Origin of the sequence: Dysgonomonas sp. HDW5A, from assembly GCF_011299555.1 — a bacterium.
Lineage (GTDB): Bacteria > Bacteroidota > Bacteroidia > Bacteroidales > Dysgonomonadaceae > Dysgonomonas_A.
On the sequence record NZ_CP049857.1, the window covers coordinates 602,725 to 622,712 of the forward strand.

General features: G+C 39.7%; 12 protein-coding genes. 8 read left to right on the forward strand and 4 right to left on the reverse strand.

Going from position 1 to position 19,988, the window contains the following annotated elements:
• Positions 1-19: 19 nt before the first annotated feature.
• From kdpB to G7050_RS02400, 4 genes are all read right to left on the reverse strand, one after another.
• Positions 20-2,050 (reverse strand): potassium-transporting ATPase subunit KdpB, encoded by a 2,031-nt coding sequence (kdpB, locus tag G7050_RS02385; RefSeq protein ID WP_166110670.1) that lies wholly within the window; start codon positions 2,048-2,050, stop codon positions 20-22.
• Between the two features lie 15 nt (positions 2,051-2,065).
• Positions 2,066-3,757 carry a potassium-transporting ATPase subunit KdpA gene (gene kdpA / locus G7050_RS02390; RefSeq protein WP_166110673.1) on the reverse strand — a complete coding sequence of 564 codons (1,692 nt, stop codon included), beginning with the start codon at positions 3,755-3,757 and terminating at the stop codon, positions 2,066-2,068.
• 250 nt (positions 3,758-4,007) lie between these two features.
• Positions 4,008-4,085 (reverse strand): potassium-transporting ATPase subunit F, encoded by a 78-nt coding sequence (locus tag G7050_RS02395; protein ID WP_110312183.1) that lies wholly within the window; start codon positions 4,083-4,085, stop codon positions 4,008-4,010.
• 279 nt (positions 4,086-4,364) lie between these two features.
• Positions 4,365-5,699, reverse strand: a complete 1,335-nt coding sequence (locus G7050_RS02400; RefSeq protein WP_166110676.1) for a sigma-54 dependent transcriptional regulator — start codon at positions 5,697-5,699, stop codon at positions 4,365-4,367.
• Positions 5,700-6,244: 545 nt separating this feature from the next.
• On the opposite strand from G7050_RS02400, the gene G7050_RS02405 reads away from it, so the two are divergent.
• The 8 genes from G7050_RS02405 to G7050_RS02440 all read left to right on the forward strand — a co-directional run bounded on the left by G7050_RS02405 (position 6,245) and on the right by G7050_RS02440 (position 19,977).
• A complete protein-coding gene (locus G7050_RS02405; RefSeq protein WP_166110680.1) occupies positions 6,245-9,421 on the forward strand; it encodes a TonB-dependent receptor in 3,177 nt (1,058 codons plus the stop codon).
• 18 nt (positions 9,422-9,439) lie between these two features.
• Positions 9,440-11,095 (forward strand): RagB/SusD family nutrient uptake outer membrane protein, encoded by a 1,656-nt coding sequence (locus G7050_RS02410; protein WP_166110683.1) that lies wholly within the window; start codon positions 9,440-9,442, stop codon positions 11,093-11,095.
• A gap of 8 nt (positions 11,096-11,103) precedes the next feature.
• Positions 11,104-12,291, forward strand: coding sequence for a glycan-binding surface protein (locus tag G7050_RS02415; RefSeq protein ID WP_166110686.1), 1,188 nt, complete (start codon positions 11,104-11,106; stop codon positions 12,289-12,291).
• 12 nt (positions 12,292-12,303) lie between these two features.
• Complete coding sequence (locus G7050_RS02420; protein ID WP_166110689.1) at positions 12,304-14,424, forward strand: glycan-binding surface protein; 2,121 nt, start codon at positions 12,304-12,306, stop codon at positions 14,422-14,424.
• 67 nt (positions 14,425-14,491) lie between these two features.
• The gene (locus G7050_RS02425) at positions 14,492-15,862 is read left to right on the forward strand and encodes a glycosyl hydrolase (RefSeq protein ID WP_166110692.1); all 1,371 of its coding nucleotides are present in this window, start codon (positions 14,492-14,494) and stop codon (positions 15,860-15,862) included.
• A gap of 65 nt (positions 15,863-15,927) precedes the next feature.
• Complete coding sequence (locus G7050_RS02430) at positions 15,928-16,923, forward strand: glycoside hydrolase family 5 protein (protein WP_166110695.1); 996 nt, start codon at positions 15,928-15,930, stop codon at positions 16,921-16,923.
• 1 nt (position 16,924) lies between these two features.
• Positions 16,925-18,700, forward strand: coding sequence for an acetylxylan esterase (locus tag G7050_RS02435; RefSeq protein WP_166110698.1), 1,776 nt, complete (start codon positions 16,925-16,927; stop codon positions 18,698-18,700).
• Positions 18,697-19,977: a cellulase family glycosylhydrolase gene (locus G7050_RS02440; protein ID WP_166110701.1), complete on the forward strand. Its 1,281-nt coding sequence runs from the start codon at positions 18,697-18,699 to the stop codon at positions 19,975-19,977. Before G7050_RS02435 ends, G7050_RS02440 begins: the two co-directional genes overlap by 4 nt.
• Positions 19,978-19,988 lie beyond the last annotated feature (11 nt).

The window sequence follows — 19,988 nt, forward strand, 5'->3', positions numbered from 1 at the left end:
AAAAACCAGATTTGTAACCTTAGAAAAAGAAGGACACCAAAATATCAATAAGCTTTATTCCAATAAATGGTACTATTATACCACCTAAGCCGTATATAAATAGGTTTCGTCGTAATAATGCTGATGCACCGATTGGTTTATAGGTTACCCCTTTCAATGCCAAAGGAATAAGTATAGGTATAATGATCGCATTAAAAATTACTGCTGACAGAATAGCACTCTCCGGGCTATGCAACTTCATTACATTCAAACCTTGCAAAGCAGGGATAGCTGTTATGAACAGTGCAGGAATGATAGCAAAATATTTAGCCACATCATTCGCAATACTGAAAGTGGTAAGTGTACCTCTGGTCATCAATAGTTGCTTTCCGATTTCTACGACTTCGATCAACTTGGTAGGATCATTATCCAAATCGACCATGTTTCCGGCTTCTTTGGCAGCTTCCGTTCCACTGTTCATGGCAACACCAACATCTGCCTGAGCTAGTGCAGGTGCATCATTAGTACCGTCACCCATCATGGCAACCAAGCGACCTTCGGCTTGCTCTTTCTTGATGTAGTTCATCTTATCTTCGGGCTTTGCTTCGGCAATAAAATCGTCCACCCCTGCTTTTTCGGCAATATATTTTGCGGTTAATGGATTGTCTCCCGTAACCATTACGGTTTTTATCCCCATTTTCCGAAGACGTTCGAAACGCTCCTGTATTCCCGGTTTAATAATATCTTGCAGTTCGATTACTCCAACTACTTTTTCATTGACAGAAACAACCAAAGGTGTTCCTCCGTTGCTTGATATCTGCTTTACTCGTTCATCTACATCATTGGGATATTCATTTCCTGCTCTTTCAACTAAAGTCCTTATAGAATCAGCCGCTCCTTTTCGAATGCGGATATCGCCTGCATCAACACCCGAGCAACGAGTTTCAGCCGTGAATGTGATAAACTTGAATTGGGGAGAAGATACATCATAATCGGACGGACGAACATTTACCAATTCGATAATAGATCGTCCTTCGGGAGTCTCGTCAGCCATAGAACTTAAGACTGCCGTTTTTACAAACTGTTCTTCGTCTGTTCCTTCAGCTGGATAAAAAGAGGTCGCTTTACGATTCCCTATGGTAATAGTTCCTGTTTTATCTAATAGAAGAACATCTATATCTCCTGCTGTTTCTACCGCTTTTCCACTTTTGGTAATCACGTTAGCTCTCAAGGCTCTGTCCATTCCTGCAATACCTATAGCAGAAAGCAATCCTCCAATAGTTGTAGGAATCAGGCAGACAAATAACGAAATAAATGCTGCTATGGTAATAGGTGTATTCGCATAATCGGCAAATGGTTTTAATGTTACACACACGATAATAAATACCAGTGTAAAGCCTGCCAATAATATAGTCAAGGCTATTTCATTGGGTGTTTTTTGTCGGCTTGCACCTTCTACCAAAGCAATCATTTTATCAAGAAAGCTTTCTCCGGGTTGAGTAGTCACCATTACTTTTATTTTATCGGACAGTACTTTTGTACCTCCCGTAACGCTGCTTTTATCACCTCCCGATTCTCGGATAACAGGGGCGGACTCGCCCGTAATAGCACTTTCGTCGATGGTTGCCAAGCCTTCTATTATTTCGCCATCGGCAGGGATTATATCTCCTGCTTCGCAAAAGAATACTTGCCCTTTATTTAGGGATGAAGATTGTACTATGGTCCACTCTCCTCTATCATCCAATAATTTTGCAGGAGTTTCTTCCCTTGTTTTACGGAGATTATCCGCCTGAGCTTTTCCTCGGGCTTCGGCAATAGCCTCAGCAAAATTGGCAAACAGAAGAGTCAGCAAAAGAACTATAAAGACGACTATATTATATGTCAAGCTTCCTTGCGAAGTATTGCCAAACAAGGTACTGAGGCAAACAAACAACATAATAACCGTTCCGACCCAAACGGTAAACATGACCGGATTGCGGAAAAGATCTTTAGGATTGAGTTTTATAAATGAATGTTTCAATGCTTCTTTCAATAAAGCCTTTTGAAACAGTGATGGATTATTTGATTTCATTTCGTATGTATATAATTAGTACAATGAAAAATGTTCGGCAATAGGTCCCAATGTCAAAGCAGGGAAAAAAGCCAGAGCCGCAATGATGGCTATTACAGCAAATACCATAAGTCCAAAAGTCGAAGTATCGGTCTTTAGCGTTCCCGCACCTTCGGGTATGTATTTCTTGCTTGCCAATAATCCTGCAATGACTACAGGTCCTATAATCGGAAGGAAACGAGACAGTAACAATACTATACCTGTACTGATATTCCACCAAGGTGTATTATCGCCCAAACCTTCGAATCCACTGCCATTATTGGCTGCCGAGGATGTATATTCGTAAAGTATTTCACTGAATCCATGAAAGCCGGGATTATTCAATGTTGAAGCTGTAAACTGTGGAAATGCGGTTGCTAAAGCGGTTGCCGTGAGAATGAGAAAAGGATGCAGTAAAGCTATAATCATAGCAATCTTCATTTCGCGAGCCTCAATCTTTTTACCCAGAAATTCGGGAGTACGCCCCACCATCAGTCCACTGATAAATACGGCGAGAATTATAAATATGAAGAAGTTTAACAAACCGACTCCGCACCCTCCATAAAAGGCATTTATCATCATTGCCAATAGTTGATTCATTCCCGATAAAGGCATGGTACTGTCGTGCATCGCATTGACCGATCCTGTGGATATAACCGTAGTTACAATACTCCAGAATCCTGAGGAAGCTGCACCGAAACGAACTTCCTTACCTTCCATTGCTCCCAACGAATTATCTATGCCCATGGATGTTATAGCTGGATTTCCATTCTGTTCTAAAAGAATATTAGGTGTTACTAACAGGAGAAAGCCGATAGTCATAACTCCGAAAATCATCCACGATAGTTTTTTACGCTTGATAAAATATCCAAATGCAAAGATCATAGATAATGGAATTATCAACTGCCCGATCATCTGCATCATAAAAGTCAGATAATTGGGATTCTCAAGCGGATGTGCCGAATTTGTTGCAAAGAATCCCCCTCCATTGGTTCCGACATGCTTAATGGCAATAAAAGCGGCAGCGGGTCCTCGTGAAACCTCAACAGTGCTTCCATCCTGCAATGTCGTCATGGTATCCTTTCCCTCGAAAGTCATGGGAGTACCGTTAAAGACTAATACCAATGCCAATACAAGAGATACAGGCAACAGTATTCTAACACACGATTTCACCAAGAAATTATAGAAATTACCTAACTGATCGGTACTTTTTTCTCTGAATGCTTTAAATAATACAACCGCAGCAGCCATTCCGGTTCCTGCACTTACAAACTGCAAAAACATAAGCCATATCTGGCTTAAATAGCTGACTCCTGTTTCACCCGAGTAGTGCTGTAGATTACAATTTACCAAAAACGAAATGGATGTATTGAAAGCCAAGTCTGCCGACATGTTCGGATTTCCATCCGGATTTAATGGTAACCATTGCTGAGTCATTAATAAACCCATGCTAATCAGAAACCAAACTAAATTAATTGTCAACAATGCTGATAAGTGTTCTTTCCAAGTCATTTCTTTCAGAGGGTTTATTCCTCCTATCTTGAAAAGTATTCGGTCTATCGGGTCGAAAATTGGGTCAAGCCACGTTTTACTTCCTTCATAGACTTTTGAAATATATTTCCCGAGCGGAATAGCCAAAGCCACTGCGATTAAGAATGTTGTTATTATACCAAGTATTTCAGTGTTCATTTTTTATTAAATTAAGTTCGCAGAACTATTTATTGCTTGAGTATTTTCTATGACTAAATATTGAAAATCTCCTATTTTAGTTGTTCGGAATTATTAGTCTGAGTAATATTCCAAAAAGAAGAGCGATAGAAAAGAAGAATATTAGTAAGTGCGTTGACTTAATTCTTTGCCTCCTTTCAACTAAGCAGCGTAAGTGAGAGATAAGGCGCTTTGATTTTTCAGTTTTCATATCACCAACTATTTTCATTTCTTAAAATTTCTCAGGATGTAATAATACATACACCATATAACCTAAAACTACAATTGCGATAACGAATAAGTATAACATAACTTTAAACTTTATTGAACCATTCAATTGATCTGTAAAAGAGGGCAAAACATACTATTGCCAACACTACTAAAACTCCAACCTGCATTTTCTTTCTTTTTTAATTAGACTTATATTTACTACGATGTTAGTATATATGCCAATCTTGTGCCAACAAAATTGGTATACCATCAAGCTATTGAATAATTGATTGTTATGAATGTTACGAAAAATGAAGGCATAAAAAAAGCCTATCATTTTGATAGGCTCCTTCTCAAAACGAGAATTATATTATTGTAGCTATAATTTATATTCCTCTACTTTTCGATATAATGTAGCAATACTTATTTCTAATAATCGGGCAGCTTCGGCTTTATTCCCTTTCGTATAATTCAATACTTTCTGGATATGAGACTTCTCGATACTAGTCATAGATAAAGACGAAGTTGCACTATCAGAGATATTCGATTGTTGCAATTCGAAAGGTAAACAGTCAATAGTCAATATATCCTCATCGGCAAGAATGACACTACGTTCTATAATATTTCTCAGTTCGCGAATATTACCTTTCCATGTATTTTGTTCGAGTGTTTTAATATATTCGGGAGAAAGAAGTTTTATCCGCTTATTCATCTTTGCAGCAAAAACCTGAGCAAAGTCATTTGCAAACAGCTTAATATCCTCAACCCTATTTCTCAGCGAAGGAAGTGCTATCTGGAAAACTGACAGACGATAATACAAATCGCTTCGGAATTGCCCGTTTTCAATCTCCTTATCCAGCTCTCTGTTCGTTGCAGCTATTATCCTGACATCAACCTTAGTCGGCTTAGTTTCTCCTATTTTAATAAACTCCTTTGTTTCGAGAACTCTCAATATTTTAGCTTGCAAATCCATAGGCATTTCACCGATTTCATCTAAAAAGATAGTTCCGAAATTGGCTTCTTCAAACAATCCTTTCTTATCTTTTAGTGCTCCTGTAAATGCACCTGCTTTATGTCCGAATAATTCGCTTTCCAATAAATCTTTGCTGAAAGCCGAGCAATTGATAGCAACGAATGATTTATTTTTACGATTCCCTCCATAATGAATGGCTTGAGCAAAGACCTCTTTACCTGTACCCGTTTCACCTGTCAAAAGAACGGTAGTATCAGTAGCTGCTACTTTGCGGCTCATATCAATGGCAGCTTGTATAATTCTTGATGTACCTATAATATTGTCGAACGAATATTTCTGCTCTACTTTTTGTTCAAGCTGAGTGACCCGTTTTGACAATTCGGTTTTCTCTAAAGCCCTATACAAAAGGGGGATAATACGATTATTATCATCACCCTTGGTTATATAATCGAATGCTCCGTTTTTTATGGCTTGTACTCCATCGGGAATATTACCATATGCCGTCAGAAGAATTACTTCAGTCAGCGGTTGTATCTTTTTTATTTGCTGAATAAGTTCTACCCCATTGGCATCGGGTAACTTCACATCACAAATTATTGCATCGAAATCTTGCTGCTCTATTTTCTTTAGAGCAGTCGCAGCATCTTCTGCCTGAAAGACCTGAAACTTTTCCAGCTCTATGATTCGAGCCATCAGTTTACGAAGCTTTTCTTCATCATCTATCAATAGTATTTTTTTCACTATATAAAGAGTAATTGATTTGGATGTAAAAATACATTTTTTTCCGTTTGAAGAACTATTTATTATGTATACAACTATAACAAAACCAATTACTATAAGTGAAAAAATATTTAATGATATACTTTAAAGTCATAACAACCTATCGCTGTTTTGCTTGCTCAAGCAATAAATAGTTCTTCGAACTTAATACTTCCGATAATTGGTAATATAAAATATTTACAAAACCAGCTAAGAAACAGATATAAAATAACTTATAAAAATCAATAAATTATCACCAATAAGTCAAGTGGTACTTTTTAATCAACATACACATCAATAAAGTATCATTAATATACTAATATTAATGAATACCAAAAGAAAAAAACACATACAAAACACTATACACAAAGCAATACATCTGAAATGGGAATAATAACAAAGAAACAATATGGATAAAAAAGTATCACTATTAGATAATAAAGCATTTGTTATGTAGTCTACTTATAAATACTTTTACGATGTTTTGTATATATTATTTAACCTTTATTGTAAATCATAGGTAAACCATGAAGAAAATCCTTTATTTTTTGTTCCTATTCTGTGTCATGCCCGCCCTTGTGCATGCTCAGGATTTCCTGATCACAGGAAAAGTGACGGACGCAAACGATAGTTCGCCATTAGTCGGAGTAACTGTCAAAAATCAGTCTCAATCATCTACAATTACTGATTTGGATGGAAGCTATAGTATAAAAGCTAAAAAAGGTGACGTTCTCACATTCTCTTTTCTGGGCATGCTAAGCCAAAGTGTGAAAGTAGAATCAAACAAAAGTATCAATGTAGCATTAAAAGATGATAATGTAGCATTAAGTGAAATTGTTGTTGTTGGATATGGAACCATGAAAAAGAAAGACCTCACAGGTTCTGTTTCTTCTTTAGATGGTGATAAACTAAGAGAAATGCCTGTCGCTAATCTCGATCAGGCTCTACAGGGAAGACTTGCCGGTGTACAGGTGACATCCAACTCGGGAACTCCCGGAGCTGCCACATCGATACGGATTCGCGGTGCAAGTTCTATTACCTCAGACAACGAACCTCTTTATGTTATTGACGGAATCCCCATGCAAGGATCAGGAGCTGAAATTGCCGGTTTCGACTGGGCAGGAGGATCAAACGGACAAAACAAAGTAAACCCGCTTGCAGCAATTGCTCCAAGTGATATTGTTAGCATCGATGTATTAAAAGACGCTTCGGCTTCGGCTATCTACGGATCGGCAGGAGCTAACGGGGTTGTAATAGTTACTACACGCCGCGGTAAAGCCGGCGAAGTAAAAATAAGCTATGATGGTTTTGCATCAGTATCGAACATCCCTAAAAAACTCGACATGATGGATCTTCGTCAATATGCTGTTTACCAACAACAATTATCAGCAGATCTGGGAAATACTCTTTCGGACTACTTTAAAGACCCTTCACTATTAGGTAAGGGACAAGACTGGCAGGATGCTGTATTTCGCAGTGCATGGGCACAGAGCCATAATGTTTCGGCAAACGGAGGATCCGATAAGATTCAGTTCTCGGCTTCGGGTGGATGGTATAGCCAAGACGGTATTGTTATAGGATCGGGTTTCGAACGTTTCAACTCCCGTTTCAATTTCGATGCTCAGGCTCGTAAATGGCTCAGACTGGGTGGTTCTCTTGCTTATTCGCGCACCAATGAAACCATTACTCTTAATGATGGGGGTGACGGTGTTATTATGTCTGCCCTTATGATGGGCCCCAATGTACCTGTAAGAGATATGGATGGTAATTATGCAGGTCCCGAATCGGTCGAAGGTGTATCATGGAATCCTGTTGCAATAGCTATGCAACGTAATAATAAACTGCTTCGCAATCGTACGATGGGTAATTTTTATGCATCGGCAGATATAACAAAAGGATTGGTTTTCAGGGCTGAATATTCATTTGATGCTTCTAACAATACCAATAAGGCGTTTCACCCTACTTTTCATTGGGGGGCATTGAAGAATGACATTAACCGTATCATGCAACGTGAAGATCAATCGATCTTCTGGATTCAAAAAAATTACCTGACATGGGACAGAACATTCAAAACAAAGCATAATATAAACCTGATGGCGGGATTTGAAGCCCAAAAATCAGCATGGGAAGGAACTCAGCTAATAAAAAATAACCTAACGACAGACGATATACATGTGATTGGCATTGACGGATCATACGAAACGAACTCCGGCTGGAAAGACGAATCAACCCAAGTTTCGGTATTCGGCCGTGCTAATTACAATTATGATAATAAATACTATTTAACTGCGACTATGCGTCGTGACGGATCGTCTAAATTCGGCCCCGATAACCGTTGGGGAAATTTCCCTTCGTTAGCAGCCGCCTGGCGTATTACGGAAGAGTCTTTTATGAAAAACCTGACAGATATCTCAAACCTGAAACTTCGTTTGGGTTATGGTATGGTGGGTAACTCCAATATCGGAACCTATCTTTTCGGGTCGTCCATGTCTGCCATGTCTACCCCTTTGGGAACAGGATACCGTGCAACAAAAATCTCGAATCCCAACTTGAAATGGGAAACATCGGTTCAATATAATGCAGGTATCGACTTAGGCTTATTCGGTGGAAGAGTAGACCTAACAGTAGATGTGTATTCTAAAAGGACAAAAGACCTTTTGCTCCAAATTTCAATCCCCAGCTACTTAGGCGGATCAGATTATAATGACATCCAAGCTCCTTATGCAAACATTGGACGTGTAGACAACAAAGGAATCGATATATCACTTTCGACACATAATATCAAAAATAAAGATTTCAACTGGACGTCTAACGTTATATTTTCTCTGAACAGGGGAAAGGTGAAAGAACTTAACGATGACAGTCAGGCTATTTATGGTAGCTTAAACTGGTACGCCGAATTCCAAACTGCTACAATAACCAAAGTAGGTCAGCCATTAGGTGTATTTTACGGTTACAAAACAGATGGTCTTTTTAAAGATAAAGAAGACATACTGAATCATTCGGTACAAAAGGCCGACCCAACAAACAGTAAAGTTAATTATGTAAACAAAACCGGAGGTGTTTGGGTTGGTGACATGAAGTTTGTAGACTTAAATGACGATGGTATTATTGATACCAATGACCAGACTATAATAGGCGACCCGAATCCTGATTTTACATTCGGATTCAACAATAACTTTACATTTAAAAGCTTCGATTTAGGTATTGCAATGAACGGATCGGTAGGCGGAGATATTCTCAACTACTCGCGTGTGCTTATCGAGGGACAAACAAGTATATGGAATAATCAATCGACTGCCGTTATAGGTCGTGCTCAGATCGGCTTGCGTGATCCTCTTGGTTCTGCTACCGATCCTAATAATGTTTATCTTCTTAATCCATCGGCAAGCGTACCACGTGCTGCAACTAACGATGTAAACCGAAACAACCGTATGTCGGATCGTTTTATCGAAGATGGTTCTTTCCTTCGTCTTGCCAATATTTCTTTGGGATATACTTTACCTAAAAATATAGTAAGCAAATTAAATATCGACAGGCTCAGGGTTTATGTAAGTGGTCAAAATCTTTTCACCATCACAGGCTATTCGGGCTATGATCCTGAAATCGGTGCATACAATCAAAACTCTTTGTTGCAAAATATCGACATGGGACACTATCCTCTTCCTCGTATGTTCACATTCGGACTAAATCTAGGTTTTTAATTTAAGGGAATTACGATCATGAAAAAAATTATAAAATATATAAGTCTGGCTGTTATCCTATTGACTACAGCATCTTGCAACGACTTCTTAACAGTCACTCCGCAAGATTCATTGACTACAGACAATTATTACAATAGCGAATCGAAAATACGTGCCAATACTGCCACCTTATACGGTAGTGTATGGTGGGATTTTCACAGTCAGTTCATGTGGCTTGCCGGAGATCAAATGGCAGGTGATCTTTATTATACTTACGATCAGGAAGGTCAGTTCTTCTTTTTCAGTTATAACAATGGTAATGCATATATTACCAGAGGGTGGAAAGGATTATTCCGTGTAGTATCGTATGCCAACTCGGTTATTAATGATATGCCTCCCGCAGCAACTAATGTTTCTCAGGAAGTTATAAACAGGGCTGTAGCGGAAGGACGTTTTGTGCGCGCAGTTGCTTATTATTACCTCACCGAATATTGGGGCGAAGTGCCCATTATAGAGAATTCGACAGAAAAAATAGTATCGGGTGATCTTTTCGTACCCAAGAATACACGCAAAAGCTGTTACGAATTTATGATTCGTGATCTTGAATATGCGGCAAATACCCTTCCCGACAAAGATGCTCAACTGGGTCGTGCTACTAAATGGGCAGCCAAAGCAATGCTGGCTAAAGTACATCTGACTTATGCAGCTTCGGCAGTAGGCAATTCGGCAGTATATGGTGATGCCACTACTCATTTCACCAAGGCCAAAGAATTATGTACCGAGATTATCGAAAAGAGTGGACGAACCCTTGATGCTGATTACCAAAACTTATTTACAGTAGAAGGTAACAACGCAAGTGAATCATTATTTGCAATACAATGCCAAACCGGAACATACGGAGGCGGTAATTCGCGTAACGCAAACTTTTCAAGAAGCTCCGTCATAGCCGACCAAACCTGGGGAGCAGGAAAAGGACCAACTCTTGACCTTCAAAAAGCTTTCGATCAGCAAAAAGATGTTCGTCGCAGATGGACATATATGAAACAAAATGATAAATATCCGATGCTTAACAAAGTCAATGGAGGTTATACATACAACAATTTTGTGGAAGCTGATAACGAAAATCCGAATGAGATTCTGGCACATATCAAAAAATATGTAATAGGTAAAGCATCCGATACCGATAATAAAGTAGGTTTAAATCAGGATGCTGCAAATAATATTCACATCATTCGTTTAGCTGACGTTTATCTGATGTACGGAGAAGCAGTATTAGGTGCTAGTGCATCCACAAGTGATGCTAAAGCTCTAGAGTATTTCAATGCCGTACATAGCGACCGTGCAGGTCTTACCGAAGCAACATCGCTAACGTTCGAAAGTATTCTTAAAGAACGCCGTTTAGAATTTGCTTTCGAAGCACTTCGCTGGTTGGATATCAAACGGTATTATTATCGTAACCCAAGTGCAGCACTTGCCCTGCTGAACAGCCAAAAACGCGAGTTAATATATGTTCTGAAAGACGGCTACTCTTCGGCTGAAGATAAAAATAACAATAGCAATTACGAGGAGTTTGAACCCGCAGCAGGATTTGTAAGAGTATACGATTCTCAGATGTACTTACCTATTCCGGCAGAAGCACTTACAGGCAATCCTCGCTTTAAAGAAGATGCAGTTGATTACACTTTTAACGATTGATTAAGACCATGAAAACATATATAAAAAATATATCATTACTGGCTGTGATGCTTACTTTTATAGCAGGCATATTTACAGCTTGTGACAACGATGACGATAACGGCGCAACGCCCATAATCAGATATGTACGCACAACAAGTGCAGCTCAATCTGATTCGATTATTACAAGTGCTTATCTGGGCAATACAATAGCCTTGATAGGTGACAACTTTTCGAATGTAAGAGAAGTTTGGTTTAACGATCAACAGGCAAGAGTAAACCCTGTATTTGTAACGAACAATGCTATCTTGGTAACTATTCCGAATGATATTCCGACAGAAGTTACCAATAAGATACGACTCGTTACAAGAACCGGTATAGAATCGCTGTTCGATTTTGCGGTAGATGTTCCCACACCTGTACTCAATTCTCTTAAGTGCGAATATGTGGCTGATGGCGATATTGCGGTTATAAACGGAGACTTCTTTTTAGAGCCCAAAGTTTTTTTCAATGGAAACATGGCTGCCGAAATAGTTAACTTTACCAAAACCCAAATTCAGGTTAAAGTTCCCAATGGCTCTAAAGCGGGTCCCATAACCGTTGAATCCATCTACGGCTCTACACGATCCAAATTCAGTTTCCGCGATAATAATGTTCAAACGCCGACAACGGTAATCTTTGTTGATTTTGAAGAAACATCATGGAACACATGGGGATTAAGTGCTTTTGCCAGTCAAGGTGGCCCCACAGGAAAATATATGGTTCTGGAAGGAACAACCGGAGCGTGGGCTTGGCCTGGTAATCCTCTACAATTTTATTTTAACAACCCAATTCGTAAACCCATAGTTTCGGAAGGTGATATAGATAATCTCGCTCTTCGATTCGAGGCTAATGTACATGAATGGCATGATACACCTCTTCTATTGTGGTTCTCTAAAAATCAAGATACGCACGATGTTGACGGAGCTGATCCGCAAGCTCACTGGAAACCTTATCTGAATAGTGGCGTAAAATCAAATTTTGTAACTGATGGATGGATAACCGTAACTATTCCGTTAACCGATTTCAAGTATAACAAAGACGAATCGGATGATAAACGTGCCATTTCGAGCTTAAATGAACTAGTCGATTTACATGCTATGTTTTTCGGAGCTGCCGATGGAGCAAGCAATGTAAAGTTATGGATAGACAATATGCGAATAGTAAAATATAAATAAGGATTGGATACAATGAAAAAGAATATATTAATATACTGCACATTTGTACTTGTGCTTATAACTATGGGTTACGGCTTTTCGGCTTGTAGCAAAGATGATGATGGCAGCTCGCCATACCTTGAAGCTTTTGGACCCAGCCCGGCTTTACGAGGTGGAGAACTTCGATTTCTGGGTAAAAACCTCAATAAGGTAACAGAAGTAGTACTTCCCGATAATATTTCGATTACCGAAATAACGAGAATTTCGAATGATGAAATTAAAATAACCGTTCCTCAGAATGCAGTTACAGGTTTTGTTGTACTAAAGTCTTCGGACGGAGATATTACCACTAAAACAAAACTTACTTTTAGTGAACCTATCGTTATCACTAAGTTTCATAAAACAGGAACCGAAGATGTAACATCGGTTATTGCCGGTGACAGAATTACATTTACGGGTGATTACATGAACCTCATCAGGGAAGTAGTATTTACCGACAACACCGTTGTTTCTCTGAACCGCACGGAAGACGGCAAATATGGACGCGATACGCTCAGTGTAATTGTTCCACTGGGAGCACAAAGCGGAAAAATAGCTCTTTCGAACGGAGCTGAAATGCCAATACTTGTCTACACGGATAAAGATCTTACTGTCGCCGCAGCTAAGGTAACTTCTATATCTCCTGCCACAGTTAAAGCCGGTAAGGAGCTTACAATCAAAGGAGACCACCTTCAGTTGATAGAGAAAGTTAAATTCGCAAGCAATCTCGAAGTTGCAATTCCTGCAAGAGAAAACCCATACGCAGAAGTGACCGAATTAAAAGTAACCGTTCCTCTGGATGCTCAGGATGGTAAAGTTACCCTTGTATCTTATTCGGGTTTAGAAGTAGAAGCGGGTACAATAACCATGACTCTGCCCACTGTTTCAAAACTATCTCCTTCTCCCGTTAAAGGAGGTACAACTATGACCATACAGGGTACTAATCTCGATTTAGTTACAAACATAACATTCCCGAATGTTGAAGATGCTGTTGCTCTTAAAACGAAAAGCGAGACAGAAATAACAGTCGATGTTCCTCTGGCAGCCGCTGATGGTAACTTAATCTTCCATACAGCATCGACCAAAACGGTAGAAAAGGCTTATACCACCGTGAAATCGGCAATTACAGGTATCACGCCTACAAATCTTACAGCAGGTGAGAATATTACCATAAAAGGTACTAACCTCGATTTGGTTCGCTCCGTATCATTTGGTGGAGGTGCTTCTGCAACTGTTACACCAACAAGTGCTACTTCGTTTACCGTAGCTGTACCCACTACTGCAACAAGCGGAACTATTACCCTTCATTTGGTAAATGAGGCAACCGTAGCATCGACCATATCATTGAATGTAACACCTTCGACCAATCCGGTTATTAGCTCTATGCCCGAAAAAGCCAGACCGGGCGAAGAAATTACTTTGAAAGGGACTAATCTTAATACAGTAGAGTCTGTTTACTTCGGCAGTACCAAAGTTACCTCCTATATTACACGCAGTGCAACTTCAATCACACTGATAGTACCCGAAAAAGTAACTATGGGTGCACAAACGGTTAAGATGGTAAATTATGAGGGTAAAGAGTTCAAATCCGCCACTACTATTAATATTACAGGGCAAGAACCCATTGTTGATCCATCATTGGTATGGGCCGATTTTGAAGATGTAAGCTGGACTTGGGGACTTTGGGGTGGTGTTGGACAATTTCTTAAAGAAAACGGAAACACATACTACAAAGGAACATCTACAGGGGCATTATCCGGCACTTGGTTATGGGCAAATAACAATCTTGTGCTCCCTGCCTGTCCCAATATTACAGACTATGTAGTAAAAGCAGATATGAAAATTACCAAAGACTTTGTACCCGGAAATTACGCAATACAAATGGCTATAAACGGAGTATGGGGGTGGTGTGATTCTGGTTTCTTCCCCATGGCTTCTGACGGCGTGACTGCTTCTACAGGCGGAGGATGGATTACCGTAACATGGTCGTTCTCCACTTTGGGCATCAGTACGGCTCCTGCCGGAGGTAAAACTGATACAGGTATGTATATCAATTCTTCGTCTTTCGATTGGTCAAACGTAAGCCTTGATAACTTCAGATATCAAAAGAAATAAGTAAAAAATAAACTCAGTTAAGTCTTTCCGATAAGAAAGGCTTAACTGATAACAAAATACAATATCTATGAAAAAGAATCTTTTTTCAACAAAATTATTCCTTATTATCTCTTTTGCACTTCTGTCCTTCTCCTGCAAAGACGATGACGAAGTAACAGGCACACAGAGGTATAAAGAGCCTCCGGTTTTATTGTCTTCAATCCCGGCAACAGGAGGAACAGTATCATTTACGGATAACACTATCAGGTTGATTTTCGACAGGGAAGTGACCGTAGTAAACTTGGGTATGGTAAGCGTAAATAATGCCATCATTTCAGGTTCATCTATTTCGGGCGACACACTAACCTTTACGTTAGACGGGATAGACGAAAAAACTCAGTATACATTAACCATAACTAAAGGGGCAATCAAAGGAGTTCCGGGCTTACTTAATCAAGAAGATATCACTTTGTCATTCAATACGGGTGAAGCCCCTGCTTTAACTAAAACTCTGGCTATGCCCAATGCTTCGGCTCAAGCAAATAATGTATTTAATTTCCTGTTGGAAAACTACAGAAACAAAATTATATCGGGGTCTATGGCCAGAGTGAACTGGAATACCGATGAAGCAGACAGGGTTTACAGGTGGACAGGGAAATATCCGGCTATCAATACTTTCGACTTTGTACATTTATACGCTTCGCCAACCAATTGGATCGATTACAGCAATACTACGGTAGCCGAAAATTGGTGGAACAACAAAGGGTTGATTTCAATTATGTGGCATTGGAATGTACCTATTGAGGGCACTTCAAACTTTGGTTTCTATTACACAGGAAAAAACAATGGCGAAGGTGAAACCTCTTTTGACATTACAAAAGCTGTTCAGGATGGAACTGATGAAAATAAAATCATAAAAGCCGATCTTGACAAAGTGGCTACTCACCTATTGGCTCTGCAAGCAAAAGGCATACCTGTAATATGGCGACCATTGCACGAAGCCGCAGGAGGCTGGTTCTGGTGGGGAGCTAAAGATGCCAATTCGTATAAAGCACTTTGGATATTGATGTTCGATACATTCAAAGCCAAAGGAATCAACAACCTTATCTGGGTATGGACTACCGAAACCAATGACAATAGCTGGTATCCGGGAGATGCTTATGTAGATATTATCGGACGGGATATCTACAATAAAAAAGATGCCGCTGCCATTTATAAAGAATACCTCAGCATCAGAAAAACATATCCGGGCAAAATGGTTACTCTCAGCGAATGTGGAAACGTTGCGAATATATCCCAACAGTGGAGTGCCAATGCTAAATGGTCGTGGTATATGCCTTGGTACGATTATAATGCAACTGACGAATCGGAACACTCTCATGCAACTAAAGCATTTTGGACTGATGCTTTTGCATCTGATAAAGTGATAACCAGAGATCAGATGCCTTCACTAAAATAAGGATTCATGTATAATTTAGTAGTCCGCTGAAGTTTAAGCGGACTACTAAAACAAATTCTCCGTGTATGAAAAAGATTTCTATATACCTTTTAGGATTGGTATTTACATTACTATCGGTATTTCCTGCTGGTTGCTTTTCAAATAACCCTATAGAGGGAGATAAGAGCGATTTTGTGGCTGTAAACGGCAAGCTGTCGGTACAGGGGATATCTTTGGTTAATGAGGCGGGAGAACCTATCGTTCTTCGGGGAGTCAGTCTTGGATGGCACAATTGGTGGCCACGATTTTATAATAAAAGTACGGTTGCATGGCTGAAAAAAGACTGGAACTGTAACCTTATCAGAGCAGCAATAGGCGTAGACCCCAAGAAAGGATATATAGACAATCCCGACTTTTCGATTGCATGTTTAACCAATGTAGTAGATGCAGCTATCGAGAACAATATGTATGTAATTATCGATTGGCACAGTCATCATATTCGCTTAGAAGAAGCTAAAGCATTTTTCACTCTGGCTGCCGAGAAATACAAAGATTACCCGAATATCATCTACGAAATTTATAATGAACCTATCGATGACTCATGGGAAGAGGTCAAAGCATATTCCGAGGAGATAATCAAAACAATCCGGTCAATAGATAAAGATAACGTAATATTGGTAGGAACACCTCATTGGGATCAGGATATACATCTGGCAGCCGATAATCCGATCAGTGGTTATGATAATATTATGTATACCCTTCACTTTTATGCAGGTACTCATAAACAAGAGTTAAGAGACAGAGCCGATTATGCTCTTAGTAAGAACTTACCCATTTTCGTTTCGGAATGTGCCGGAATGAATGCAGATGGTGACGGCGCTATCAATCTTGAGGAATGGAATACATGGAAGGAATGGATGAGCCGGAACCAAATCAGCTGGGCAGCATGGTCTATTGCCGATAAAAACGAAACATGCTCTATGATAAAATCAAAAAAATCGCCCGCTTATGGATGGACTGAAAACGATCTGAAAGAATGGGGTAAAATTATACGAAATACATTGCAGAAAGAAAACAGATAATATGAAAAGAATTACCAACTATTTTCTATTGATTTTGATAGCAGGATTAATACTATCCTGCAAAACCAAAATAGCAGAAGATACCAGCCCCAAAATAACAGAGAGCTATTCTGACTCGTGGCGTTTTCACGCAGGTGAAGGAACCGACAGTGCTTGGTTCGATACTAAGTTTGATGATAAAAACTGGCAGGAAGTCACATCACAGAAACTACTAAAAGATCAGGACATATCGTTAGACAATGGTTTTGGATGGTATCGAAAGACCATACAGTTATCGGATAGCTTACAGCAAGGAATCAAAAACAAAGGAGGATTAGTACTTCATTTGGGCAGATTGGCTGCATGCGACGAGGTATATTTCAATGGTCAACCGGTAGGTAAAACAGGAGAGTTTCCTCAAAACTACATGGGTTACTTTGATAACGAAAGAAACTACCTGATAACTTCCGACAAAGTAAATTACGGAGGAGATAATCTTATTGCTATCAAATTTCACGATGGCTGGAATGTAGGCGGTTTTCTGGAAGGAGCAAAACTATCTGTATCAACTGCCGAAACCAATGATAAAATTTTACTAGATGTAGCCGTTGCTGATTCCGACTATATATTTTTAGGTGAGAACCCCATACAAATAACCGCAAAGATTGAGAACAAAAACAATTGGGATATTGACGGAAAATTAATTGTCACATTGACTACTGACGATTATCAGCCTGTCAAGTCGGATTCTTTGAACATATCCATTGAAGGGTTGAAAAACTATTCCAAATCTTTTGAGCTGGCAAACCCTCAACCCGGATTTTACAGATATACCGTGCAATTGAAACGCAACAACGAAATTGTTACAGAAAAGAAGTTCAATGTGGGTTACGAACCTGAGAAAATACAATCGCCCATCGATGCAAAGACCGACTTTAAAGAATTTTGGGATAACAACCTTAAAGAACTGGCAAAAGTAGCCCCTAATTATAAGCTGACTTTAAAGCCCGAATATTCTCAACACGGATACGATATGTATCTCGTTGAAATGTATTCTTTCGGAAACGAACTCATCAGAGGATATTATGCCAAACCTCAAAAGGAAGGTAAACATCCTGTTATTGTGGAATATATGGGCTACGGATCGTCTCCTTATCCGGCGAACCAATGGTGGGATGGTTTTGCATACTTCGTTCTTTCGGTGAGAGGACAGGCGTTGAATCAACCAACCAACCGCTTTGGAAAATGGATTACCTATGGTCTTGATAACAAAGACGACTATTATTACAGAGGTGCATTTATGGATGTAGTACGGGCATTGGACTTTGTTTCGTCCCGTCCCGAAATTGATTCGGATAAGATAACCGTGCGTGGAGGAAGTCAGGGTGGAGCATTGTCATTTGTGGCTGCATCGCTCGATAAACGTGTAAAAGTGGCGGCTCCTAATATTCCGTTTCTATCGGACTATCCCGACTATTTTAAAATTGCTCCCTGGCCTAAAAGCGATTTTGATGAGTATATGAAAGCACATCCCGAAGCAAAATGGGAAGATGTATATAATCTGTTATCTTATTTCGACATCAAGAATCTGGCTCAATGGATAGAATGCCCTCTTATTATGGGTATTGGTGTACAAGATAATGTATGCCCTCCGCACATCAATTTTGCCGCCTACAATCAGGTAAAATCAAAAAAACGCTGGATGGCTTTTCCGCATCATGCACACAGTGTGGGTAAGGAGTACAACGACGCAGCCATGGCTTTTATAAAAGAAACACTAAACTTTAAAGATCAATGAAAAAACTGATTCTACTTGCAGCTTTAGCTTTAAGCCTATTCTCCTGCACCGAGAAGAAAGCGGTAACTGCTCCTTCTTTCGTAAAGCAGAAGGAAGGCAAGCTTACGATAAACGACAAGCCTTACTACTTTATCGGCACTAACTTCTGGTTCGGGGCTATATTGGGTTCCGAAGGGCAAGGCGGTAACCGTGAACGTTTACTTAAAGAGCTTGATTTTATGAAAGAAAACGGCATCAATAATCTTCGGGTTCTTGTAGGTGCCGACGGACATAGCGGACAAAAGGTAAAAGTTATGCCGACTCTTCAAATAGAGCCGGGAGTGTATAACGATACTATTTTCGACGGATTAGATTTCCTCATGGCGGAACTGGGTAAACGGGATATGTATGCGGTACTTTATCTTAACAATAGTTGGGAATGGAGTGGCGGATACGGACAGTATCTCAATTGGGCAGGACGTGGCGATGTACCCGAAGCAGGGGTTCAGGATTGGCCTGTATTTGTAAAGCATGTTGCCCAATATGCCGATTGCGACACTTGTCATACCTTGTTTCTGAATCATGTAAAGCACGTTATCACCAGAACCAACCGTTATACGGGAAAGAAATATATTGACGATACTGCAATCATGTCGTGGCAGGTGGGTAACGAGCCTCGCTCATTCAGCGATGAAGGTAAACCTGCATTCGTAAAATGGTTGAAAGAAACTACTGCTCTTATCCGTTCTCTTGATCCTAATCACCTTATTTCATTGGGTAATGAGGGTACTAAAGGATGTGAAGAAGACATGAGTCTTTTCGAACAAATCAATTCAGACCCCAATGTCGATTATCTGACCATTCATATCTGGCCTAAAAACTGGAGCTGGATAGATCCTGCTCAGGTAGTAGCATCTGTAGATACAGCAATCGTTGAAACCGATAAGTACATTGATAATCATCTGGCTATTGCCAAAAAGCTAAACAAGCCTATAGTTATCGAAGAGTTCGGATATCCGCGCGATAATCACAAATATACATTGGACGATACTACGGTTGCACGTGATAAATATTACTCCAATATTTTCTCGAAAATAATAAGTTCGAAAGAAAACAATGGTCTGATTGCAGGATGCAACTTCTGGACATGGGGAGGATTCGGAAGACCTGCTCACACATTCTGGGAACCGTGGGACGATTATGTAGGTGATCCATCGCAAGAAGAACAAGGTTTAAACTCTGTTTTCGATACAGATACGACCATCAAAGTCATCAAAAGCTATACTCAAAAACTATAATATTCTGAACT